Source organism: Xylophilus sp. Leaf220 (genome assembly GCF_001421705.1).
GTDB lineage: Bacteria > Pseudomonadota > Gammaproteobacteria > Burkholderiales > Burkholderiaceae_C > Xylophilus.
On sequence record NZ_LMKO01000027.1, the window covers coordinates 119,499 to 141,251 of the forward strand.

The window sequence follows — 21,753 nt, forward strand, 5'->3', positions numbered from 1 at the left end:
CCGCAGGGCAGGGCACCGCAGCGTGGCCTGCCGCCGCTGCCGGCTGCGCCGGACCGGGCCCGTCCGCGATTCCCTCCATCCGCCACAAGCGGAGAAAGCCAGCCATGAAGCTCGAAAAATCCACGCCCCTGTCGTACGTCCGCTCGGCGCCCGACAGCCCCTGGACCACCTACCTGTCGCAGGTCGACCGGGTGCTGCCCTACCTGGGCCACCTGGCCAAGTGGGCCGAGACGCTCAAGCGCCCGAAGCGCGCCCTGATCGTCGACGTGCCGATCGAGATGGACGACGGCACGGTGCGGCATTTCGAGGGCTACCGGGTGCAGCACAACCTCTCGCGCGGCCCGGGCAAGGGCGGCATCCGCTTCCACCCCGACGTGACGCTCGAAGAGGTGATGGCGCTGTCGGCCTGGATGACGGTGAAGACGGCCGGCGTGGGCCTGCCCTTCGGCGGCGCCAAGGGCGGCATCCGGGTCGACCCGCGCCAGCTCTCGACCAAGGAACTCGAGCGCATGACCCGCCGCTACACCAGCGAGATCGGCATCATCATCGGCCCGCAGCGCGACATCCCCGCACCCGATGTGAACACCAACGGCCAGATCATGGCCTGGATGATGGACACGTACTCGATGAACACCGGCAGCACCGCCACCGGCGTCGTCACCGGCAAGCCGATCCACCTGGGCGGCTCGCTCGGCCGGGTCAAGGCCACCGGCCGCGGCGTGTTCGTGACCGGCCGCGAAGCCGCGCGCCGCCTGGGCCTGCCGCTGGAAGGCGCCCGCATCGCGGTGCAGGGCATGGGCAACGTGGGCAGCACCGCGGCCGAACTGTTCGTGCAGGCGGGCGGCAAGATCGTCGCGATGCAGGACCACAGCGGCACCCGCGTCAACCCGAACGGCTTCGACATCGAGAAGGTGAAGGCGACCCTGGCCCGCGAAGGCGGTATCGGCAACCACAAGGAAGGCGAGCCGGCCGACCCCGAGGACTTCTGGGCGACCGACTGCGACATCCTGGTGCCAGCCGCGCTGGAAGGCCAGATCACCGCCGAGCGCGCCGGCCGCATCAAGGCCAAGCTGGTGCTCGAAGGCGCCAACGGCCCGACGCTGCCCGAGGGCGACGACGTGCTGCAGGACCGCGGCATCCTGGTCGTGCCCGACGTGATCTGCAACGCCGGCGGCGTGACCGTCAGCTACTTCGAGTGGGTGCAGGATTTCAGCAGCTTCTTCTGGACCGAGGACGAGATCAACGTGCGGCTCGACAAGATCATGACCGATGCGCTGCTGCACATCTGGGACACGGCCGACCGCCACAAGATCACGCTGCGCACCGCGACCTTCGCCGTGGCGTGCGAGCGCATACTCATCGCGCGCGAAGAGCGCGGTCTGTACCCCTGACCTGCGCGCCGGGCGGCGGTGGCACGTGACTTGCGTGCCGGCGCCGCTGCAGTTTCTTTGCGTTGTCCGTCACTACCAAAACCGAGGAGAAGACTCACCATGTACCTGTCCCCCCGTTTCCGCGCCTGGATGGCCGGCACCAGCCTGGCGGCCTTCGGCGCGCTGGCTTCGGCCCAGACGCCGCCGCCCGCAGCGCCCGCCGCCGCCAAGCCCAACGTCGTGATCCTCGCCACCGGCGGAACGATCGCCGGCGCCGGTGCCAGCACCGTCAACAGCGCGAGCTACGCCGCCGCCAAGGTCGCGGTCGACAAGCTGATCCTGGGCCTGCCCGAGCTGGCGACCATCGCCAACGTGCGTGGCGAGCAGACCTTCCAGATCGCGTCGGAGAGCTTCACCAACGACGCGCTGCTGACGCTGGCCAAGCGCGTCTCGGCCCTCGCCAAGCAGCCCGACGTGAACGGCATCGTGGTCACCCACGGCACCGACACGCTGGAGGAGACCGCGTACTTCCTGCACCTGACGGTGCACACCGACAAGCCGATCGTGGTGGTGGGCTCGATGCGTCCCGGCACGGCGCTGTCGGCCGACGGTGCGCTGAACCTGTACGACGCGGTCAGCGTCGCGGGCTCGAAGGACGCGGCCGGCAAGGGCGTGCTGGTCACGATGAACGACGAGATCCAGTCGGGCCGCGACGTGGCCAAGCTGGTCAACATCAAGACCGAGGCGTTCAAGAGCCAGTGGGGCCCGCTGGGCATGGTGGTCGAGGGCAAGAACTACTGGTTCCGCTCGCTCGCCAAGCGCCACACCAGCCAGAGCGAGTTCGACATCGACCAGATCACCGCGCTGCCGGTGGTCGAGATCGCCTACGGCTACGGCAACGTGCCGCGCTCGGTGATCGACGGCGTCGGCGCCACGCCCGGCCTGCAGGCCATCGTCCACGCCGGCACCGGCAACGGCTCGGTCGCCGACCGGGTCGTTCCGGCCCTGCAGGAGCTGCGCGCCAAGGGCATCAACGTGATCCGCTCGTCGCGCGTGCCGGCCGGCTTCGTGCTGCGCAATGCCGAGCAGCCCGACGACAAGTACGACTGGGTGGTCGCGCACGACCTGAACCCGCAGAAGGCCCGCATCCTGGCGATGGTCGCGATGACGAAGACGCGCGACCCGAAGGAACTGCAGCGCATCTTCTGGATGTACTAGGCGCTCCCCCAGGCTGCGCACTTCGTGTCTTCGCCTACCCCCTCGCCGGGGGCGGCACCGGTGGACCGGCGGAGCCGGATCCACGGTGCCTCTGGCAAGGGCAGGCATGGCGTGAGGGGCGGGTGCTTGTTTGAAAAGGCCACTGCATGCAGTGGCCTTTTTGTTGGGCGCTCGGGATAAGTTGTGAAAGAAAAGAGGCTGTAGCCGGCGCTGTACGCCGGCCGCATGCTATCGAATTCATAGCATAAGCCGGTGCGGTTCAGCTCCGGGCGAGGCGGTGGTGGCGGGCGTATTCGCAGCTGGCGATGCAGACGGCGAGCCAGGCGGCGCCGGAGCAGAGGCCGGCCAAGACGTCGCTGGCGAAATGGACCTGCAGGAAGATGCGGCTGCACGCCGTGGTGAGGACGATCGCCGCGGCCAGCATCGAGGCCGGGACGTGCCAGCGCGGGGGCAGCAGGCGCCACGCCAGGTAGGCGAGCATGCCGTAGGTGACCATCGCGCCGGAGCTGTGGCCGCTGGGAAAGCTGTAGCCCGACGCGGGGGAGGGCAGGCCGTCGTAGAGAGGACGGGCGCGGACGAAGATCTGCTTGAGCGTAGGGTTGAGGACCGCATTGCCTGCGGTCGCCGCGATCCACCCCAAGGCGAGGCCGCGGCGCTGGCCGGCCCAGAGCGCCAGCGCCACGCCGATGCCCAGCACGATCAGCACGAGCGGCTCGCCGAAATGGGTGAGCCAGCGGAAGGCGGCCAGGGCGGCGGCGGGCGTTTGGGCGGTAACGTGCAGGCTGAGCGCCTCGTCGGCCCGCTGCAGCGTGCGGCCGTCGCCCAGCAGGCGCGCGACGGCGGCGAACGTCGCGGCGGTCGCCAGCACCACCACGGCACCGGCCGCGAGACTGCCGCCCAGAGTGTGCAGGTAGCGGCCGCGCGGTGCGGTGCGCAGGGGGTCGTGCTGTCCATCGCGGGGCGCGAGCCAGGCAGTGGCGGCGCCGGTGCCGGCCACGGCGAAGGCCAGCAGCGCGAGGAACGCCGGCCAGGCATGGAGGCCGACCTGCGTGGCCAGCGCCACCCAGTCAGTAGCAGCGGCGTCCATTGACCGTGATGCGGGAGACGGGGCCGGTGGCGGGTACGGCCAGGTCCAGCCCGTCCGACTGGGCCAGCACGAAGCGCTGCGCGGGGGCGCTGTAGTTCCAGCGCTCCACACGGCAGCGGCGGATGCCGTCGGCGCATTCCGAATGCAGCAGGTTGACCGAGTTGGGTGCGCCGGGCCGCACGCGCGAGGAGACGGCCGTGCCGGCCTGCACCGCCCACAGCGGATGCGGCAACGTGCGCGCCTCGTGCAGCGGCAGCACGAAGGGCAAGTGGATGTGGCCGCCCAGCACGATGTCGGCACCCGCGTCCGACCAGCGGCCGATCGCCGCCTCGGCCCCGCGCAGGATGTTGCTCTCGTCGGCATCGCGGGTGACGGCAACCGGCTGGTGCACCACCACAACCCGCACCTGCCGGGGCGCGGCACGGCGTGCGGTTTCCAGCGCCTGGGCGGTGCGCTCGATCTGTTGGGCCGACACCTCGCCGTTCTCGTGCCGGTACCAGCGGGTGGTGTTGTGGGTCAGCACCAGGAAGTCGGGGGTGTGCACCACCGGTTCCAGCTCATGGCCCATCGCGGCGCGGTGGCGGCCATAGGGGTCGAACAGACGGGCCCGCAGGTCGAACAGCGGGATGTCGTGGTTGCCGGGGACGACGGCCCACTGCGGGATCGCCAGACGGTCCATCCAGGCGCGGGCGGCGGCGAACTGCGGGCGTGTGGCGCGCTGGGTGACGTCGCCGGAGAGCACCGCCAGCGTCGGCGGCTGCTCGCGCACCAGCCGCTCCAGGGCATCCAGCACCACCGGCTGCTCGGTGCCGAAGTGGGTGTCGGAAAGATGCAGCAGCACGCTCACGCCGTCGTGTCCCGGGCAGCTGCGGCGTCGGGCACGCGGGACGCGGCGGGCCGGATCAGCCAGAGCAGCTCTGGCGCCACCTGGAAGCGCAGCGGCATCTCCATCCAGGCCAGCTCGCCGTCGGTCGCCACCTTCACCCGTCGGTGGCGGGAGCCGCGTGCGGGTTCCACGTCCAGCGCGCGGAACGACAGCGTGTCGATCGTCTTCGCATCGTCGAGCCGCCGCAGCGCGCCGCGCAGCAGCAGCCCCACCCGGGCCAGCAGGCCCTGCGGCTTCATCACCACCGCGGCGAGCGCGCCTTGCGTCAAGGCCTCGCCCTCGGCCACGCCCACCTGCTCGAACTGCAGCGCGTTGTTGCCGACGAAGAGGGAGGTGGTGCGCAGTTCCTGCACCTCGTCCTTCCACGACAGGCGCAGCGTCCACGGCCGGTGGCCCCGCACCAGCGTGAGCAGTGCGGCGGCCAGCGCCACCAGCCGGTTGCGGCCGTACTGCGACTTATAGGTCTCGCGGTCTTCCAGCAGCGTGGCGTAGAGGCCCATGCTGGCGTTGACCAGGAAGACGCGCTCGTTCACCTGCCCGACCTGCACCGCCTGCGGCGCCTGGGTGAGCAGCACCTCCAGCGCGCCCTCGATCTCGGTCGGAATGCCGTGGTTGCGGCCGAAGTAGTTGAAAGTGCCCTGCGGCAGCACGCCGAAGGCGCATCCGCTGCCCAGCACAGCCTGCGCGGTCGCGTTGATCGTGCCGTCGCCCCCCGCGACCGCCACGATGCCGCCCGCCGCCCTGGCGGCGGCCACAGCGGCGCGCGCCTGCTGCTTCGGCGGGTGGCGCTTGTCGATCGGAAAGGTGTGCAGCATGCGGCCGGCCGCGGTGCATCCGCGCTCGATGACCTCCCGCGCGTTCATCGCTTCGCCCTTGCCGGACTTGGCGTTCAGCACGAGGAAGATCGGCGCGTCGGGCGCCAGGACGGGAGTGGGCATGGGTGGCAGTGCAGGGGTGGCGGGCCGCTGCAGTATCGGCGGGTGCCGCCACCGCCCCATGCGGACGATGGCCGAAGCGCCTGTCGGAGAAGGCCTGCAATCCCGGCGCTCCGCTGCAGCGGACGCGCGGCGCGGCGCGGCTCGCCGGGCCGCGAGCCGCGCCGCGCGGGGCCCCGCAGGGTCGGCACTTTAGAATCGACCGCTTTGCCGCGCCCTGCCGGGCGGGGCGTTGCGACCGGGCCGGCCTGCCGTTGCCGCGGCCCGGGCCGCCGTTCCTTTTGCGAAAACCATGTTGACCTTCCAGCAAATCATCCTCAAGTTGCAGTCCTACTGGGCCGACCAGGGCTGCGCGCTCCTGCAGCCCTACGACATGGAAGTGGGTGCCGGCACCTCCCATACCGCCACCTTCCTGCGCGCCCTCGGCCCCGAGCCGTGGAAGGCCGCCTACGTGCAGCCCAGCCGCCGTCCCAAGGACGGCCGCTACGGCGAGAACCCCAACCGGCTGCAGCACTACTACCAGTACCAGGTGGTGCTCAAGCCCGCGCCCAGCAACATCCTCGAGCTGTACCTGGGCAGCCTGCAGGCGCTGGGCTTCGACCTGAAGAAGAACGACATCCGCTTCGTCGAGGACGACTGGGAGAACCCCACGCTCGGCGCCTGGGGCCTGGGCTGGGAGGTGTGGCTCAACGGCATGGAGGTGACCCAGTTCACCTACTTCCAGCAGGTCGGCGGCATCGACTGCAAGCCGATCACCGGCGAGATCACCTACGGCCTGGAGCGTCTGGCGATGTACCTGCAGGGCGTCGACAACGTCTACAACCTGGCCTGGACCGATGGCCTCAGCTACGGCGACGTCTACAAGCAGAACGAGGTGGAGCAGTCCACCTACAACTTCGAGCATTCCGACGCCGACTTCCTGTTCACCGCGTTCAACGCGCACGAGAAGCAGGCGCAGCACCTGATGGAGCAGCAGCTCGCCCTGCCGGCCTACGAGCAGGTGCTCAAGGGCGCGCACAGCTTCAACCTGCTGGACGCCCGCGGCGCGATCAGCGTGACCGAACGCGCCGCCTACATCGGCCGCATCCGCAACCTGGCGCGCGCCGTGGCCAAGAGCTACCTCGACAGCCGCGCCCGCCTGGGCTTCCCGATGGCGCCGAAGGAGTGGGCCGCCGAGGTGCTGGCCGACCTGGACAAGGCCGAGCAGCAGCAACAGAAGAAAGCCGCCTGAGCGGGGACGACCAACGATGACGACGACGACAACGAACAAGAACCTGCTGGTGGAGCTCTTCGTGGAAGAGCTGCCGCCCAAGGCGTTGAAGAAACTGGGCGATGCGTTCGCCGACGTGCTGGCCGAGCAGCTCCGCGCCCAGGGCCTGGCCGGCAAGGCGTCGCGCGCCACCGCCTATGCCTCGCCGCGCCGCCTGGCGCTGCACCTGACCGACGTGGCCGGCCGCGCTGCCGACAAGGCCCAGTCGCAGAAGCTGATGCCCGTCTCGGTCGGCCTGGACGCCGCCGGCAACGCCACGCCGGCCCTGCTGAAGAAGCTGGCCGCGCTGGGCGCCGACGCCTCCGCCGTGGCCGGCCTGCAGCGCCGTGCCGACGGCAAGGCCGAGGCGCTCTTCCACGACAGCACGGTGCCCGGCGCCACGCTGTCCGACGGCCTGCAGAAGGCGCTGGCCGAGGCCATCGCCAAGCTGCCGATCCCGAAGGTCATGGGCTACCAGCTGGGTGGCGGCAGTGCGATGCCCGGCTGGACCACGGTGAGCTTCGTGCGGCCGGCGCACGGCCTGGTGGCGATGCACGGCAGCGAGGTGCTGCTGTCGGTGCAGGCGCTGGGCCTTTCCGCCGGCAACGCCACCCACGGCCACCGCTTCGAGGCGCGGGTCGATCCGGTCGTGCTGCGCGATGCCGACAGCTATGCCGAGCAGCTGCGCGACGAAGGCGCGGTCATCGCCGGCTTCGCCGAGCGCAAGGCCGAGATCGCGCGCCAGCTGCAGGCCGCGGCCGGGCGCATCGGCGGCGGCGTGGTGCCGATCGAGGACGACGCGCTGCTCGACGAGGTCACCGCGCTGGTCGAGCGCCCCAACGTGCTGGTCTGCGCCTTCGAGCCCGAGTTCCTCGACGTGCCGCAGGAGTGCCTGATCCTCACGATGAAGGCCAACCAGAAGTACTTCCCGCTGCTGGACGCCTCGGGCAAGCTGACCAACCGCTTCCTGGTGGTGAGCAACATCACGCCGGACGACCCGAGCGCGGTGGTCGGCGGCAACGAGCGGGTGGTGCGCCCCCGCCTGGCCGACGCCAAGTTCTTCTTCGACCAGGACCGCAAGAAGACGCTGGCTTCGCGCGTCGAATCGCTCGGCAAGGTGGTCTACCACAACAAGCTCGGCAGCCAGGGCGAGCGGATCGAGCGGGTGCGCGCCATCGCCCGGGCGATCGCGCAGCAGCTGTTCGCCGGCATCGGCGCGCACAACGCCGCGGCGCTGGACACCCCCGAAGGCGAGATCGCCCGCGACTACCTGCTGTCGTGCGTCGACACCGCCGCGATGCTCGCCAAGACCGACCTGGTCACCGACATGGTGGGCGAGTTTCCGGAGCTGCAGGGCATCATGGGCGGCTACTACGCCGCCAACGACGGCCTGGCGCACGAGGTGGCCCACGCGATCGAGGACCACTACAAGCCGCGCTTCGCCGGCGACAGCCTGCCGCGCGAGAACGTCGGCGTCGTCGTCGCGATGGCCGACAAGCTGGAGACGCTGGTCGGCATGTTCGGCATCGGCAACCTGCCCACCGGCGACCGCGACCCTTTCGCGCTGCGCCGCCATGCGCTGGGCGTGATCCGCATGCTGTCCGAGAAGGCCCTTCCGCTGGACCTCGACACGCTGGTGCGCTCTGCGGTGCCGGCCTTCGGCAGCAAGATCGAGGACCCGTCGGCCGCGCTGCTCGACTTCGTCTACGACCGCCTGGCCGGCAGCCTGCGCGAGCAGGGCTACAGCGCGCAGGAGGTCGACGCGGTGCTGGCCCTGCGCCCGCAGCGGCTCGGCGACGTGCCCCGGCGCTTGGCCGCGGTGCGCGCCTTCGCCGCGCTGCCCGAGGCCGCGGCCCTGGCCGCCGCCAACAAGCGCGTATCCAACATCCTGAAGAAGGCCGGCACCGTCGATGCGCACGTGAGCGAGCTGCTGCTGCAGGAGGCCGCCGAGAAGGACCTCTACGCCGCGCTGCAGAAGGTCGGCCCGCAGGCGCAGGCCCAGTTCGACGCGGGCGACTACACCGCCTCGCTGCAGACCCTGGCCGCGCTGCGCGCGTCGGTCGACGCGTTCTTCGACGGCGTGATGGTCAACGCCGAGCAGATGGACCTGCGGCTCAACCGCCAGGGCCTGCTGCAGGTGCTGCACCATGCGATGAACCGCGTCGCCGATCTGTCGAGACTCGTGTGATGACTCCCCCCCAAAGCGCCTGCGGCGCTTCCCCCTCAAGGGGGCGAACCCGGTGGCCCGGCGAAGCCGGTTCCACGGGCTCCCTGGGATGGGGCCGTGCCCTTGGCATGCCACGTAGCAACGCAACGGAGCCTCTCGCATGAAACTCGTCATCCTCGACCGCGACGGCACGATCAACCTGGGGCGCGAGGACTTCGTCACCACGCCCGAGGAATGGGTGCCGCTGCCGGGCGCGCTGGAGGCGATCGCGCGGCTCAACCACGCGGGCTTCCACGTGGTGGTGGTGTCGAACCAGTCGGGGCTGGGCCGCGGTCTGTTCGACGTGTCGGCGCTCAACGCGATCCACGCCAAGATGCACAAGATGCTGGCCGCGGCCGGCGGCCGGGTCGATGCGGTGTTCTATTGCCCGCACGGCCCGGAGGAGACCTGCACCTGCCGCATGCCGCAGCCGGGCCTGTTCCTGCAGATTTCGGAGCGCTACGGCATCGAGCTGGCCGGCGTGCCGCTGGCGGGCGACCGGCTGCGCGACGTGCAGGCGGGCGCGGCGGCCGGCTGCGAGCCGCACCTGGTGCTGTCGGGTCCGCAGGCCCACGTGCCGGACGAGCTGCCGCCGGGCACCCGGGTGCATGCCGACCTGACCGCCTTCGCCGCCTTCGTGGTGGAGCGCGCCGCGATGGCCGACCTGCAGGTCGCCGTCTGATCTGCTACTAAAACCATAGCTGGAGGCCGGCACCGATCGCCGGCCGCAGCACCAAAAGCCTTGAAACCGATCTACTTCCTCCGCTCCGTCCTGCATGCGCTCTGGATGCTGGTCACCGTCGTCCCGTGGGCGATCGTCATGCTGGTGGCCTCGCTGTGGCGCAAGGGCCCGGCGATGTACTGGATGGCCGCCCGCTGGCTGGGCTGGGCGGTCGACGGTGCGCGCGCGCTGCTGGGCATCCGGGTCGAGGTGCAGGGCATGGAGAACCTGCCGACGGGCGAGACCAGCGCCGCGGTGCTGCTGGTCAAGCACCAGTCGACCTTCGAGACCTTTTTGATGCCCACGCTGATGCCCCATCCGCTGGCCTACGTGTTCAAGCGCGAACTGCTGCGGGTGCCGTTCTTCGGCTGGGCGATGTCGCGGATGGACATGATCCACATCGACCGGCGCGACGGCACCCGCGCCTTCGCCAAGGTGGTGGCGCAGGGCCGCCGGCTGCTGGCGCAGGGCGTGTGGGTGATCATGTTCCCCGAGGGCACCCGCATCCCGCGCGGCCAGCAGGGCACCTACAAGACCGGCGGCACCCGCCTGGCGATCGCCACTGGCGCGCCGGTGGTGCCGGTGGCCGTCACCTCGGCCAAGGTCTGGCCGCGCAAGGCCTTCGTCAAGGTGCCCGGCACGGTACACGTCTCCATCGGCCCGGCGATCCCCAGCGTCGGCCGCCAGGCCGAGGAGCTGATGCAGGAAGTGCAGGCCTGGATCGAGGCCGAGATGCGCCGGCTCGACCCCGAGGCCTACCGGTAGCCGGCGTTGTCGTCGATGGACCGCCTGGTACAGCTCGCGCTCGATTTCTTCGGCCTGGGTCCGCCCGCCGAGGATGCGGGTGCCATGGCGCCGCCGCGCCGCCCGGCGCCGAACCGGCTGCCCCGGCCGCGCATCTCGCGCCCCCGGGTGCCCGACGCCGACGACCTCCAGCCGGTCGCCCTGCTGGCCGAGGCCGACGGCACGCTGCCTCAGCATCCGCGCGCCAACCGCGAGGCGCTGCTCGACACCCGGCGCGTGGCCTACGAATTCCTACGGGGCAAGCGCCGCACCATCGGCTTCTCGGTCAGCCACGAAGGCCTGGCGGTACGCGCCCCTTCCTGGGTGCCGCTGCACGAGGTCGACGACGCCCTGGTCGCCAAGGCCGCCTGGATCCTGCGCAAGCTGGCCGAGGCCGGCGCGGTGCACGAGAAGCGGGTGCAGAACCGCATTGCCTGGGCCGACGGGGTGCAGTTCCCGCTGCTGGGCCGGTCGGTCACCGTGCGGCTGGTGCGACCGGCCGGCGCCGCCGCGGGCCGCGGCGCGCGGGCGGTGCTGTGGACGCCGCCGGAGGCGGTGGCGGGCGATGGCGCGGCGGACGGTGCGCCGGCCGTCGAAGGCGCAGCGGCCACCGCCGAACTGCGCCTGCCGCTGCCGGTCGATGCCGCGCCGGTGACGATCGCCGCGGCGGTGCGCAGCTGGATGCTGTCCGAGGCGCGCCAGCATTTCGTGCGCCGCCTGGAGCATTTCGCGCCGCGGCTGCGGGTGCGCTTCACCCGCCTGTCGCTCACCAGTGCCCGCACCCGCTGGGGCAGCGCCAGCAGCGACGGATCGATCCGTCTGCACTGGCGGCTGATGCATTTCCGGCCCGAGGTGGTCGACTACGTGGTGGTGCACGAGCTGGCCCATTTGCGCCACATGGACCACAGCCCGCGCTTCTGGGAGGTGGTGGCGACCGAGGTGCCCGACCATCCGGCGATGCGGCGCGAGCTGCGGCAGGACTCGGCTCCGCGCTGGTAGCTGAGTTCGCCCCCAGGCTTCGCACTTCGTGTCTTCGCCTACCCCCTTCCGGGGGCGACACCGGTGGCCCGGCGGAGCCGGATCCACGGTGTCACTGAGTTCACCCCCAGGCTCCGCGCTTCGTGTCTATGCCACCCCCCTTCTCCGGGGACGACACCTACAGCCTGGCGGAGCCAGTTCTGCGGTGTCCCTGAGGGCGGGCGCGCTGATTTGACCTTTGCTGGTCGTGCGGGCGCGCTGGCGATTTCGCGGTTGCGGCCCACCGCGGCTCGGCCGCGGTTTTCGACGGTCGCGGCGTTGCGCATGGGCGGGATTTTTTACCGCGCGTGGGTGACGCCGCCGTCGACCACCAGGGTCGAACCCACGACGTAATCGCCGGCGCGGGAGGCCAGGTAGATCGCGGCGCCGGCCATGTCGTCGTCGCGGCCGATGCGGCCGGCGGGGATGCGGGCGGCGGTAGCGTCGGCTTCGTCGCGGGCGGCGCGGTTCATGTCGGAGGCGAAGGCGCCGGGGGCGATCGCGCTGACGACGACGTGGTCCTTCACCAGCGTCAGCGCCATGCGGCGGGTCAGCTGGATCAGGCCGGCCTTGCTGGCGGCGTAGGAGTAGGTCTCCAGCGGGTTGACCGAGATGCCGTCGATCGAGGCGATGTTGATCACCTTGGCCGGCCGCTGGGCGCTGGCGGCGGCGCGCAGCGCGGGCAGCAGCGCCTGGGTGAGGAAGAAGGGCGCCTTCAGGTTGGTGTCGACCACCTTGTCCCAGCCGTTCTCGGGAAAGTCGGCCAGCGGCGCGCCCCAGGCGGCCCCGGCGTTGTTGACCAGGATGTCCAGGCCCGGCTCCAACGTTTGGTAGGCCGCGGCGAGCGCCTGGGCGCCGGCGAGCGTCGCCACGTCGGCGGGCAGCGCGATGCATTGGCCGCCGCCTTGTGCCGACAGCTCGCGCGCGGCCTGCTCGCAGGCTTCTGCCTTGCGCGCCGAGATGTAGACCCGCGCGCCTTGGGCCAAAAAGCCGGCGGCGATCATGCGGCCGATGCCGCGCGATCCGCCGGTGACGAGCGCTGTGCGCCCTGCGAGCGAAAAAAGATCGTGCATGCGTGTGTCTCCTGTTCTAGTCGGTGGTGCCGCGGCAGCTTACGGCGCGGGCGCCGCGCGGCGGGTCGCCTGCGTGCCACCTACGGTACCGACAGGTCATCGCCCAGGACTGGCAGAATTTCCCCTATGACCGATCCCACCACCTCTGCCGCCTCGTCCCCCACTCCCGCCGACGGCTATGCCGGCGACGTTACCCCCGCCCAGGCCTGGGACTGGGTGCAGTCCGGCCAGGCGGTGCTGGTCGATGTGCGCACCGATGCCGAGCGCGAGTGGGTCGGCTTCGTGCCCGGCGCGGTGCCGCTGGCCTGGAAGCAGTGGCCCGGCATGGTGCCGAACCCGGCGTTCGACGCGGGCGTGCAGGCCGCCGCGCAGGGCGGCAAGGTCGTGGTGCTGCTGTGCCGCAGCGGCGTGCGTTCGGTGGCGGCTGCGCGGCGCGCGACCGAACTGGGCGTGGAGGCCTACAACATCCTCGAAGGCTTCGAGGGCGATGCCGATGCCGAGCAGCACCGCGGCCGCACCGGCGGATGGCGGATGCGCGGGCTGCCTTGGCAGCAGAAGTAGGGGTGGCATCGGGGCTGCCACGCCCTGGTTCTGTGCTGGCTTACGCCTGCGTCCAGGGGTTGACCACGGTCACGCCCGCTGCCTCGAAGGGGCTGGTGTCCCGGGTCGCCACCGCGAAGCCGTTGGCGGCGGCGATGGCCGCGATGTAGCCATCGGCCGTGGCGATGGCCAGGCCCTTGCTGCGGGCTTTCGCCGCCAGTGCCGCGTAGGCTTGTGTGCAGGCGAAGTCGAAGGGCAGCACGCGGCCGGCGAACAGGGGCAGCACGCGCTTTTCCAGGTTCTCCTGCAGGCCTGCGCGCCGCTTGCCGGCCGGCAGCAGGGCCACACCTGCCCGAAGTTCCGCCACCGTGACGGCGGAAAGGAACAGGGTCTCCATCGCCTGGGCGTCGATCCACTCGATCACCCGTGGCTCGGGAGCGTGGCGGAGCGGCTCCGACACCACGTTGGTGTCGAGCAGGATCATTCGAAGCTCACCGGGCGGGCGGGCGCCTTGTCGCGGGCCTGTTCGAACACCGCGAACTCTTCCTCGCTCAGCTTGGCTTGGCGACCGATGTCGGCCAAGAGCGACCCCAGCTTCACCCGCCCGGTGGCGCTGATCGCGGATTCCAGTATCTCGCGCACCTCGGCCTCCATACTCTGGCCGTGCCGCGCTGCGCGGGCGCGCAGGGCGCGATGGGTTTCGTCGGACAGGTTGCGGACGGTCAGCATGGCCATGGCGATCCTCCTGGGAAAATGTACTGCATGCATCTTACATAATGCATGCATTTCTCCTCGATGCAAGGCGTAGGACCTCAGGAAAGGCCGCACAAACAAGATGGCACTCCCGTCAGCCGATCGTGTCGGAGACGGCTCCACGGCGGTTGCGTGCGGCTAGACCTTGAACCGCCAGATGCCGTCTTCCCCCTTGACCCGCTGCACCTGCCCGCCCAGCCACAGCGCGTGCAGGTGCGCCACCGCCTCGCCCATGGCGAAGGTCATCTGGTGGGCGTCGAGCGCACGGTGGAACAGGATCGGCAGCACGTCGGCGGCCGATTGCGGCGCGGTGGCGCAGGCCTGCAGCAGTTCGGCCAGGCGGTCGCGGTGGTGGTCGTGCAGCTGGGCGATGCGCTCGTGCAGGCCGGTGAAGGGCTTGCCGTGGGCGGGCAGGGTGAGGGTGTCGGCGGGCAGCGGCGCGAAGCGGTCGATCGACTGCAGGAACAGGGTCAGCGCATCGGCCTCGGGCTCGGCGTCGAAGACGCTCACGTTGGTGGAGATGCGCGGCAGCATCATGTCGCCGCCCAGCAGGATGCCGGTGGCGGCGCAGTAGAGGGCGATGTGTTCCGGCGCGTGGCCGTGGCCGACGATGCAGGTCCAGTCGTGGTCGCCGATGCGCACCGTGGCGCCGTCGAGGAGCCGGCGGAACTGCATCGGCACCGCGGGCACCATGCTCTTGTAGTAGTTGTGGCGGCTGCGGATCTTCTCCATCGCCTCGGGCGACTGCAGGCCGTGCGACAGGAAGAACGCCGCCGCGCCGTCGCCGCCGAAGCCCGCGCCGTGCGAGCCCAGTCGCGCCGCGTAGTAGTCGGTGGCGCTGATCCACAGCCGTGCGCCCCAGCGCTCGCAGAGCCAGTGCGCCAGGCCGATGTGGTCGGGGTGCATGTGGGTGACGATCACCCGCAGGACCGGCAGGCCGTCGAGCCCGCTGGCGAAGACCTGCTCCCACTGGGCCCGCGGCTCCAGTGCGTCGATGCAGCAATCGACCACCGTCCAGCCCTCGCGGCCGTCGAGCGTGTCGCGCAGCAGCCAGAGGTTGACGTGGTCCAGCGCGAAGGGCAGGCCCATCCGCACCCAGCGGATGCCGGGCGCCACCTCGATCACCGCGCCGGGCGCGGGAACCGTGTCGCCGAAGGGGTAGTGGAGCCGTTGTTCGAGTGCGTTCATGGCAGGGGCTGCGCCACGCCGCGCCGGGACGCGTCCCGGTTGACGTTGACGTAAACGTAAGCTGTAATGCGGTCCATTGTAAGGAGCGGCGGCGCGGTGCGCTGTCTCCTCCGCTCGCGGCCCGGCGGCCGCCTTCCCGACGCATGACGACCACCGCCACCTTCAGCATCAGCGACCTCGCGCAGGAGTTCGACCTCACGACGCGGGCGATCCGCTTCTACGAGGACATGGGCCTGCTGCAGCCGGGCCGCGAAGGCCCCGGCGGCCGCACCCGGGTGTACTCGGCGCGCGACCGGGCCCGGCTCAAGCTCACCCTGCGCGCCAAGCGCCTGGGCCTGTCGCTGCAGGAGGCCAAGGAGCTGCTCGACATGTACGACAGCCCGCGCGACACCGCCCCGCAGCTGCGCCGCTACCTGGCGCTGCTGGAGACGCACCGCGCCCAGCTGGAGCGGCAGCTGGCCGAGCTGCAGGCCAACATCGACGAGGTGCGGGCCCACGAGAAGGACGCCCGCGCCACCCTGGCCCGCAGCGCCCGCCCGGCCCGCGCCGCCGCCCGCAAGGGCTGATCACGCTCTTGGCTACCATTGCGCCCCATGAAAGACCTCACCCCCGACGACCTCTTCGAACACAACCGGCAGTGGGCCGCCCAGATGGAGCGCGAGCGCCCCGGCTTCTTCACCGGCCTGGTCAAGCAGCAGACGCCCAAGTACATGTGGATCGGCTGCTCCGACAGCCGCGTGCCGGCCAACCAGATCACCGGGCTGGAGCCGGGCGAGGTGTTTGTCCACCGCAACGTCGCCAACATCGTGGTGCATTCGGACCTGAACGCGCTGTCGGCGATCCAGTTCGCGGTGGAGCGGCTCAAGGTGGAGCACATCATGGTGGTGGGCCACTACGGCTGCTCGGGCGTGCAGGCGGCGCTCGAGGGCGCCCGCATCGGCCTGGCCGACAACTGGCTGCGCCACATCCAGAGCACCCGCGACCGCCACCGCACCCTGATCGACGGCGTGGGCCCCGAGCAGCGGGCCGACACGCTGTGCGACCTGAACGTGATCGAGCAGGTGGTCAACATCTGCGTCAGCACGGTGATGCTCGACGCCTGGGCCAGCGGCCAGAAGGTCACGATCCACGGCTGGACCTTCGGCGTGCACGACGGCCTGCTGCAGGACCTGGGCATGAACGTGAGCGGCGGCGATTCGCTCGACGGCATGTACCTGTCGGCCCTGGAGCGCATCGCCCTCAAACGCCGGGGCGGCTGACGCCCCCACGCCCGCCAGCGGCCGCCGCGATGTTCCCGCAACGCCTCGATTCGCCGCTGGCCTTCGGCATCGCCCGGACGATGATGGACGGGTTCGACCGCCACTACCGCCTGTTCCGCAGCGCGTCGGCCGATGCCAAGCAGCGCTTCGAGGCGGCCGACTGGCGCGGGCAGCAGCGGGCGCTGCGCGAGCGCATCGCCTTCTACGACCTGCGGGTGACCGAGGCGGTGGCCGCGCTGGAGCGCGAGCATGCCGCCGGCGCCCAGCCGATGGACGTGTGGCAGCAGGCCAAGCTGCACTACATCGGCCTGCTGGTGAACCACCGCCAGCCCGAGCTGGCAGAGACCTTCTTCAACTCGGTCACGACGAAGATCCTGCACCGCACCCACTTCCACAACGACTTCATCTTCGTGCGGCCCGCCGCCAGCACCGAGTTCCTGGAGGACGACGCGCCGGGCGCGGAGCCGGTCTACCGCGCCTACTACCCCACCGCCGGCACGCTGCAGGCCACCCTGGTGCGGATGCTGCACAACTTCCGGCTGGCACTGCCGTTCGAGGACGTGGAGCGCGATGCGCACGACGTGGCCGCGGCGATGGAGGCGCGGATGGCGGGCCTCACGCTGCGGGCCAACTTCCAGATCCAGGTGCTCTCCAGCCTGTTCTACCGGAACAAGGGCGCCTACGTGGTGGGCAAGCTGCTCAACGGCTTCTTCGAGCTGCCGTTCGCCCTGCCGATCCTGCACCTGCACGACGCGCGGCCCGGCCCGCTGGCGGTCGACACGGTGTTGTTCGGCGAGGAGGGGCTGCAGATGCTGTTCTCCTTCGCCCGCGCCTATTTCCTGGTGGATATGGAGGTGCCGTCGGCCACGGTGCAGTTCCTGCGCAGCCTGATGCCGAGGAAGCCGCGGGCCGAGCTGTACAACGCCCTCGGCCTGGCCAAGCAGGGCAAGACGCTGTTCTACCGCGAATTCCTGCACCACCTGCGCCACAGCAGCGACCGCTTCCGCATCGCGCCGGGCATCAAGGGCATGGTGATGCTGGTGTTCGACCTGCCGTCCTTCCCCTACGTCTTCAAGCTGATCAAGGACCGGTTCCCGGCACCCAAGGAGACGACGCGCGAGCAGGTCAAGGCCAAGTACCTGCTGGTCAAGCAGCACGACCGCGTCGGCCGCATGGCCGAGACGATGGAGTACAGCGAGGTGGCCTTCCCGCGCGACCGCTTCGACGACGCCCTGATCGCCGAGATCCAGGCCCACGCGCCGAGCCAGCTGGAGATCTCCGACCGCGACGGCGACGGGCGGGTGGAGGTGATCATCAAGCACCTCTACATCGAGCGCCGCATGGTGCCGCTCAACCTCTACCTGCAGGAGCAGTTCGACGCCGGCCTGGAGCACCCGGCGGTGCGAGAGCGGCTCGACCGCAGCGTGCTCGAGTACGGCAACGCGATCAAGGACCTGGTGGCCGCCAACATCTTCCCGGGCGACATGCTGTGGAAGAACTTCGGCGTCACCCGCCACGGCAAGGTGGTGTTCTACGACTACGACGAGATCGAGTACGTCACCGACTGCCGTTTCCGCCGTGTGCCCGCGCCCCGCAACGAAGAGGACGAGACGAGCGGCGAGGTCTGGTACCCGGTGGGCCCGCGCGACGTGTTCCCCGAGACCTTCGGCCCCTTCCTGCTCGGCCATCCGGCGGTGCGCGAGGCCTTCCTGCGCCACCACGCCGACCTGCTCGACACCGCGTTCTGGCAGCAGCACAAGGAGCGGATCGCGGCCGGCCATGTCTACGACGTGTTCCCCTACGGCCAGGAAGCCCGCTTCTCCGTCGTCCGCGCGTCCGGTGCGCGTTGACCCGTGTTTTTTCGAGCCTTCTTCATTCCACACACAGGAGACATCCCATGACAGACCCCATCGTGATCGTCGGCGCCGCCCGCACCCCCATGGGCGGCTTCCAGGGCGATTTCGCCAGCCTGGCCGCGCACGACCTGGGCGGTGCGGCGATCCGCGCCGCCATGGCGCGTGCCGGCATCGCGGCCGACACCGTCGGCGAAGTGCTGTTCGGCAACTGCCTGATGGCCGGCCAGGGCCAGGCCCCGGCGCGGCAGGCGGCCTTCAAGGGCGGGCTGCCGCAGAGCGCCGGGGCGGTCACGCTCAGCAAGATGTGCGGCTCGGGCATGAAGGCCGCGATGTTCGCGCACGACATGCTGCTGGCCGGCAGCCACGAGGTGATCGTCGCCGGCGGCATGGAGAGCATGACCAACGCGCCGCACCTGCTGCCCAAGGGCCGCAGCGGCATCCGCATCGGCCACGGCCAGATCTTCGACCACATGATGCTCGACGGCCTGGAAGACGCCTACGAGGCCGGCCGCGCCATGGGCACCTTCGGCGAGGACTGCGCCGCGCACTACGCCTTCACCCGCGAGGCGCAGGACGCCTTCGCGATGGAGAGCGTGCGCCGCGCCCACGCCGCCACCGTCGACGGCACCTTCGCCGCCGAGATCGCGCCGGTCACGGTGAAGACCCGCGGCGGCGAGACGGTGGTCGCGATCGACGAAGGACCAGGCAAGATCAAGCTCGACAAGATCCCGCAGCTGCGCCCTGCGTTCAAGAAGGACGGCACCATCACCGCCGCCTCCAGCTCGTCGATCAACGACGGCGCGGCCGCGCTGGTCATGATGCGCGCCTCGACCGCGGAGCGTCTGGGCGCCCGGCCGCTGGCCCGCATCGTCTCGCATGCGATGCACGCCCAGGCGCCGGAATGGTTCACCACCGCGCCGGTGGGCGCCACGCAGAAGGCGCTGGCCAAGGCCGGCTGGTCGGCGTCGGACGTGGACCTGTGGGAGGTCAACGAGGCCTTCGCGGTGGTGCCGATGGCGCTGATGCAGGAGCTGCAGGTGCCGCACGAGATCGTCAACGTCAACGGCGGCGCCTGCGCGCTGGGCCACCCGATCGGCGCGAGCGGCGCCCGCATCCTGGTGACGCTGATCCATGCGCTGCAGGCCCGCGGCAAGACACGCGGCCTGGCCACGCTCTGCATCGGCGGCGGCGAAGGCACCGCGATGGCGATCGAGTTGCTATAGAAATAATAGCTGAAGGTCGGCGCGGAACGCCGGCTGCGGCATCTTTTCATTCGAAAAAGGGGCAGGACATGGGCACAGTGCTGGTGATCGGCGCGTCGCGCGGGATCGGGCTGGAGTTCGCGCGGCAGTACGCCGAGGCGGGCGAGCGGGTGATCGCCACCGCCCGCGACGACGCCGGCCTGGAGCGGCTGCGCGCCCTGGGGGCCGAGGCGCGGCGGCTCGACGTGGCCGACCCGGCCAGCATCAGCGGCCTGGCCTGGGCGCTGGACGGCGAGAAGCTCGACCTGGCGATGTACGTGGCCGGCGTCATCGCCCGCGGCGACGCCCTGTCTCCGCCGACGCGCGAGGACTTCGACCGCACGATGCACACCAACGTGCTGGGCGCGATGCAGGCGATCCCGCAGGTCGCGCCGCTGGTGGAAGAGGCGGGCGGCGTCTTCGGCTTCGTCAGCAGCACCCTGGGCCGCATCGCCGATGCGTCGTCGAGCGATCCCTGGACCTACCGGGTCAGCAAGGCCGCGCTCAACATGGCGGTGGCCAGCGCGCAGGCCGACTATCCGCGGGCGACGCTGGTCGCGCTCTCCCCCGGCTGGGTGCAGACCGACATGGGCGGCGAAGGTGCAGCCCTGACGGCAGAGGCTAGCGTCACCGGCATGCGCGACGTGCTGGCGCGGCTGACGCCGGCCGACCGCGGCGGCTTCATCCTGCACGACGGCACCCGTTATCCGACCTGGTGACGCGCCGCGCGCCAACCTGCCCACACTAGAACACGAGACACGCCATGCTGCTGACCCCCGACCACGAAGCGATCCGCGACGCGGTGCGCGATTTCGCGCAGCGCGAGCTGTGGCCCCACGCCGCCCGCTGGGACCGCGAGCACACCTTTCCGCGCGAGGCCCACCAGGGCCTGGCCGCCCTCGGCGCCTACGGCATCTGCGTGCCCGAGGAACACGGCGGGGCCGGCATGGACTACCTGAGCCTGGCCCTGGTGCTGGAAGAGATCGCCGCCGGCGACGGCGGCACCAGCACCGCGATCAGCGTGACCAACTGCCCGGTCAACGCCATCCTGCTGCGCTACGGCAGCGCGGCGCAGCAGCGCGACTGGCTGGAGCCGCTGGCCCAGGGCCGGATGCTGGGCGCCTTCTGCCTGACCGAGCCGCAGGCGGGCAGCGACGCGTCGGCCCTGCGCACCACCGCGCGGCGGGAGGGGGACGACTACATCGTCGACGGCAGCAAGCAGTTCATCACCAGCGGCCGGAACGGGCAGGTGGCGATCGTCATCGCCGTCACCGACAAGGCGGCCGGCAAGCGCGGCATGAGCGCCTTCTTGGTGCCGACCGACGCGCCGGGCTACACCGTGGCGCGGCTGGAGGACAAGCTGGGCCAGCACAGCAGCGATACCGCGCTGGTGCAGTTCGACGCCTGCCGCATCCCCGCGGCCAACCGCATCGGCGCCGAGGGCGAGGGCTACAAGATCGCGCTCGGCGGTCTGGAGGGCGGGCGCATCGGCATCGCGGCGCAGGCCGTCGGCATGGCGCGCAGCGCGTTCGATGCGGCGCTGCAGTACGCCAAGGAGCGCCAGGCCTTCGGCGGCCCGATCTATTCGCAGCAGGCGGTCGGCTTCCGCCTGGCCGACTGCGCGACGCAGATCGAGGCCGCCCGCCAACTGGTCTGGCATGCCGCCGCGGTGCGCGACGCGGGCCTGCCCTGCCTGAAGGAGGCCGCCATGGCCAAGCTCTTTGCCAGCGAAATGGCCGAGCGCGTCTGCAGCGCCGCGATCCAGACGCTCGGCGGCTACGGCATCGTGCGCGATTTCCCGGTCGAGCGCATCTACCGCGACGTCCGCGTCTGCCAGATCTACGAAGGCACTTCGGACATCCAGAAGCTGCTGATCCAGCGCGCGCTGGCCTGATCGGCCGGCCTGCCGGGGCTGCCGAAAGGGCAGGGCGGCAACGCAGGCGAAAATGCAGCGATGTCGCCACCTTCCCCCGCCTGCCCCTGCGGCCGCACCGACCGCCGCAGCCACGTGCTGCACTACGCCCTGTGTTGCGGGCGCTACCTCGACCATTTCGACACGGTGCCGGCACCGGATGCGGAATCGCTGATGCGCTCGCGCTACACCGCCTACGTCCGAGAGCGCGAGGACTACCTGCTGGCCACCTGGCACCCGGCCACCCGGCCGGCCTCGGTGCCCTTCGATGCCGGCGTCCGGTGGCTGGGGCTGGACGTTCGCACCCGCCGGGTGATCGACGACGCCCATGCCGAGGTGGAGTTCGTCGCCCGGCAGCGCGACGCCACCGGCCTGGCGCACCGGCTGCACGAGAAGAGCCGCTTCGAGCGCGACGGCGAGCGCTGGTTCTACCGCGACGGCGACCAGGTCTGAGCGGCC

General features: G+C 70.8%; 22 protein-coding genes. 15 read left to right on the top strand and 7 right to left on the bottom strand.

Annotation, left to right across the window (positions count from 1 at the left end):
* Window positions 1-104: 104 nt before the first annotated feature.
* Window positions 105-1,391, top strand: coding sequence for a Glu/Leu/Phe/Val dehydrogenase (locus ASE76_RS19080; protein WP_055843276.1), 1,287 nt, complete (start codon window positions 105-107; stop codon window positions 1,389-1,391).
* A gap of 99 nt (window positions 1,392-1,490) precedes the next feature.
* Window positions 1,491-2,588 (top strand): asparaginase, encoded by a 1,098-nt coding sequence (locus tag ASE76_RS19085; protein WP_055843277.1) that lies wholly within the window; start codon window positions 1,491-1,493, stop codon window positions 2,586-2,588.
* Between the two features lie 259 nt (window positions 2,589-2,847).
* Here ASE76_RS19085 and ASE76_RS19090 read toward each other — a convergent pair whose 3' ends face one another.
* Genes ASE76_RS19090 through ASE76_RS19100 form a run of 3 tightly spaced genes read right to left on the bottom strand, consistent with a single transcriptional unit; the run spans window position 2,848 to window position 5,499 of the window.
* Window positions 2,848-3,675: a phosphatase PAP2 family protein gene (locus tag ASE76_RS19090; RefSeq protein ID WP_055843279.1), complete on the bottom strand. Its 828-nt coding sequence runs from the start codon at window positions 3,673-3,675 to the stop codon at window positions 2,848-2,850.
* Window positions 3,656-4,522 (bottom strand): metallophosphoesterase, encoded by an 867-nt coding sequence (locus tag ASE76_RS19095; protein ID WP_055843280.1) that lies wholly within the window; start codon window positions 4,520-4,522, stop codon window positions 3,656-3,658. Before ASE76_RS19095 ends, ASE76_RS19090 begins: the two co-directional genes overlap by 20 nt.
* On the bottom strand, window positions 4,519-5,499 hold the full coding sequence (locus ASE76_RS19100) for a diacylglycerol kinase family protein (protein ID WP_055843282.1): 981 nt from the start codon (window positions 5,497-5,499) through the stop codon (window positions 4,519-4,521). Before ASE76_RS19100 ends, ASE76_RS19095 begins: the two co-directional genes overlap by 4 nt.
* A 289-nt stretch (window positions 5,500-5,788) precedes the next feature.
* Here ASE76_RS19100 and glyQ point away from each other — a divergent pair, with 289 nt between their 5' ends.
* From glyQ to ASE76_RS19125, 5 genes are all read left to right on the top strand, one after another.
* On the top strand, window positions 5,789-6,727 hold the full coding sequence (glyQ, locus tag ASE76_RS19105; RefSeq protein ID WP_055843284.1) for a glycine--tRNA ligase subunit alpha: 939 nt from the start codon (window positions 5,789-5,791) through the stop codon (window positions 6,725-6,727).
* Window positions 6,728-6,743: 16 nt separating this feature from the next.
* Window positions 6,744-8,933 (top strand): glycine--tRNA ligase subunit beta, encoded by a 2,190-nt coding sequence (gene glyS, locus ASE76_RS19110; protein ID WP_055843286.1) that lies wholly within the window; start codon window positions 6,744-6,746, stop codon window positions 8,931-8,933.
* A gap of 139 nt (window positions 8,934-9,072) precedes the next feature.
* The gene (gene gmhB, locus ASE76_RS19115) at window positions 9,073-9,633 is read left to right on the top strand and encodes a D-glycero-beta-D-manno-heptose 1,7-bisphosphate 7-phosphatase (protein ID WP_055843288.1); all 561 of its coding nucleotides are present in this window, start codon (window positions 9,073-9,075) and stop codon (window positions 9,631-9,633) included.
* A gap of 69 nt (window positions 9,634-9,702) precedes the next feature.
* Window positions 9,703-10,437: a 1-acyl-sn-glycerol-3-phosphate acyltransferase gene (locus tag ASE76_RS19120; RefSeq protein ID WP_055843344.1), complete on the top strand. Its 735-nt coding sequence runs from the start codon at window positions 9,703-9,705 to the stop codon at window positions 10,435-10,437.
* Between the two features lie 15 nt (window positions 10,438-10,452).
* A complete protein-coding gene (locus ASE76_RS19125) occupies window positions 10,453-11,454 on the top strand; it encodes a M48 family metallopeptidase (protein ID WP_055843290.1) in 1,002 nt (333 codons plus the stop codon).
* 317 nt (window positions 11,455-11,771) lie between these two features.
* Here ASE76_RS19125 and ASE76_RS19130 read toward each other — a convergent pair whose 3' ends face one another.
* Window positions 11,772-12,545: an SDR family oxidoreductase gene (locus ASE76_RS19130; RefSeq protein WP_055843292.1), complete on the bottom strand. Its 774-nt coding sequence runs from the start codon at window positions 12,543-12,545 to the stop codon at window positions 11,772-11,774.
* A gap of 126 nt (window positions 12,546-12,671) precedes the next feature.
* On the opposite strand from ASE76_RS19130, the gene ASE76_RS19135 reads away from it, so the two are divergent.
* The gene (locus ASE76_RS19135) at window positions 12,672-13,106 is read left to right on the top strand and encodes a rhodanese-like domain-containing protein (protein ID WP_055843294.1); all 435 of its coding nucleotides are present in this window, start codon (window positions 12,672-12,674) and stop codon (window positions 13,104-13,106) included.
* Window positions 13,107-13,146: 40 nt separating this feature from the next.
* Here the strand turns inward: ASE76_RS19135 and ASE76_RS19140 are convergent, their stop codons facing one another.
* The 3 genes from ASE76_RS19140 to ASE76_RS19150 all read right to left on the bottom strand — a co-directional run bounded on the left by ASE76_RS19140 (window position 13,147) and on the right by ASE76_RS19150 (window position 15,026).
* Entirely contained in the window at window positions 13,147-13,569 is a 423-nt protein-coding gene (locus ASE76_RS19140) for a type II toxin-antitoxin system VapC family toxin (protein ID WP_055843296.1), read from the bottom strand.
* A complete protein-coding gene (locus ASE76_RS19145) occupies window positions 13,566-13,820 on the bottom strand; it encodes a hypothetical protein (protein ID WP_055843298.1) in 255 nt (84 codons plus the stop codon). The genes ASE76_RS19140 and ASE76_RS19145 overlap by 4 nt, the downstream gene beginning before the upstream one ends.
* Window positions 13,821-13,976: 156 nt before the next feature.
* Complete coding sequence (locus tag ASE76_RS19150; RefSeq protein WP_055843300.1) at window positions 13,977-15,026, bottom strand: MBL fold metallo-hydrolase; 1,050 nt, start codon at window positions 15,024-15,026, stop codon at window positions 13,977-13,979.
* Between the two features lie 143 nt (window positions 15,027-15,169).
* On the opposite strand from ASE76_RS19150, the gene ASE76_RS19155 reads away from it, so the two are divergent.
* From ASE76_RS19155 to ASE76_RS19185, 7 genes are all read left to right on the top strand, one after another.
* Complete coding sequence (locus ASE76_RS19155) at window positions 15,170-15,592, top strand: MerR family DNA-binding transcriptional regulator (protein WP_055843302.1); 423 nt, start codon at window positions 15,170-15,172, stop codon at window positions 15,590-15,592.
* A gap of 27 nt (window positions 15,593-15,619) precedes the next feature.
* Entirely contained in the window at window positions 15,620-16,285 is a 666-nt protein-coding gene (gene can / locus ASE76_RS19160) for a carbonate dehydratase (RefSeq protein ID WP_055843304.1), read from the top strand.
* Between the two features lie 29 nt (window positions 16,286-16,314).
* The gene (gene aceK, locus ASE76_RS19165) at window positions 16,315-18,135 is read left to right on the top strand and encodes a bifunctional isocitrate dehydrogenase kinase/phosphatase (RefSeq protein ID WP_055843305.1); all 1,821 of its coding nucleotides are present in this window, start codon (window positions 16,315-16,317) and stop codon (window positions 18,133-18,135) included.
* Between the two features lie 47 nt (window positions 18,136-18,182).
* Window positions 18,183-19,364: an acetyl-CoA C-acyltransferase gene (locus ASE76_RS19170; RefSeq protein ID WP_055843308.1), complete on the top strand. Its 1,182-nt coding sequence runs from the start codon at window positions 18,183-18,185 to the stop codon at window positions 19,362-19,364.
* Between the two features lie 68 nt (window positions 19,365-19,432).
* On the top strand, window positions 19,433-20,101 hold the full coding sequence (locus tag ASE76_RS19175) for an SDR family oxidoreductase (protein WP_055843309.1): 669 nt from the start codon (window positions 19,433-19,435) through the stop codon (window positions 20,099-20,101).
* 44 nt (window positions 20,102-20,145) lie between these two features.
* On the top strand, window positions 20,146-21,276 hold the full coding sequence (locus ASE76_RS19180) for an acyl-CoA dehydrogenase family protein (RefSeq protein ID WP_055843311.1): 1,131 nt from the start codon (window positions 20,146-20,148) through the stop codon (window positions 21,274-21,276).
* 60 nt (window positions 21,277-21,336) lie between these two features.
* The gene (locus tag ASE76_RS19185; protein WP_055843313.1) at window positions 21,337-21,747 is read left to right on the top strand and encodes a YchJ family protein; all 411 of its coding nucleotides are present in this window, start codon (window positions 21,337-21,339) and stop codon (window positions 21,745-21,747) included.
* Window positions 21,748-21,753: the final 6 nt, after the last annotated feature.

Coding starts and splice junctions, on each gene's coding strand:
- ASE76_RS19155 (WP_055843302.1), top strand. CDS start 15,170: ATGACGACCACCGCCACCTTCAGCATCAGCGACCTCGCGCAGGAGTTC.
- ASE76_RS19135 (WP_055843294.1), top strand. CDS start 12,672: ATGACCGATCCCACCACCTCTGCCGCCTCGTCCCCCACTCCCGCCGAC.
- glyQ (WP_055843284.1), top strand. CDS start 5,789: ATGTTGACCTTCCAGCAAATCATCCTCAAGTTGCAGTCCTACTGGGCC.
- ASE76_RS19145 (WP_055843298.1), bottom strand. CDS start 13,820: ATGGCCATGCTGACCGTCCGCAACCTGTCCGACGAAACCCATCGCGCC.
- glyS (WP_055843286.1), top strand. CDS start 6,744: ATGACGACGACGACAACGAACAAGAACCTGCTGGTGGAGCTCTTCGTG.
- ASE76_RS19175 (WP_055843309.1), top strand. CDS start 19,433: ATGGGCACAGTGCTGGTGATCGGCGCGTCGCGCGGGATCGGGCTGGAG.
- ASE76_RS19130 (WP_055843292.1), bottom strand. CDS start 12,545: ATGCACGATCTTTTTTCGCTCGCAGGGCGCACAGCGCTCGTCACCGGC.
- ASE76_RS19150 (WP_055843300.1), bottom strand. CDS start 15,026: ATGAACGCACTCGAACAACGGCTCCACTACCCCTTCGGCGACACGGTT.
- ASE76_RS19100 (WP_055843282.1), bottom strand. CDS start 5,499: ATGCCCACTCCCGTCCTGGCGCCCGACGCGCCGATCTTCCTCGTGCTG.
- gmhB (WP_055843288.1), top strand. CDS start 9,073: ATGAAACTCGTCATCCTCGACCGCGACGGCACGATCAACCTGGGGCGC.
- ASE76_RS19170 (WP_055843308.1), top strand. CDS start 18,183: ATGACAGACCCCATCGTGATCGTCGGCGCCGCCCGCACCCCCATGGGC.
- ASE76_RS19085 (WP_055843277.1), top strand. CDS start 1,491: ATGTACCTGTCCCCCCGTTTCCGCGCCTGGATGGCCGGCACCAGCCTG.
- can (WP_055843304.1), top strand. CDS start 15,620: ATGAAAGACCTCACCCCCGACGACCTCTTCGAACACAACCGGCAGTGG.
- ASE76_RS19090 (WP_055843279.1), bottom strand. CDS start 3,675: ATGGACGCCGCTGCTACTGACTGGGTGGCGCTGGCCACGCAGGTCGGC.
- ASE76_RS19080 (WP_055843276.1), top strand. CDS start 105: ATGAAGCTCGAAAAATCCACGCCCCTGTCGTACGTCCGCTCGGCGCCC.
- aceK (WP_055843305.1), top strand. CDS start 16,315: ATGTTCCCGCAACGCCTCGATTCGCCGCTGGCCTTCGGCATCGCCCGG.
- ASE76_RS19125 (WP_055843290.1), top strand. CDS start 10,453: ATGGACCGCCTGGTACAGCTCGCGCTCGATTTCTTCGGCCTGGGTCCG.
- ASE76_RS19185 (WP_055843313.1), top strand. CDS start 21,337: ATGTCGCCACCTTCCCCCGCCTGCCCCTGCGGCCGCACCGACCGCCGC.
- ASE76_RS19180 (WP_055843311.1), top strand. CDS start 20,146: ATGCTGCTGACCCCCGACCACGAAGCGATCCGCGACGCGGTGCGCGAT.
- ASE76_RS19140 (WP_055843296.1), bottom strand. CDS start 13,569: ATGATCCTGCTCGACACCAACGTGGTGTCGGAGCCGCTCCGCCACGCT.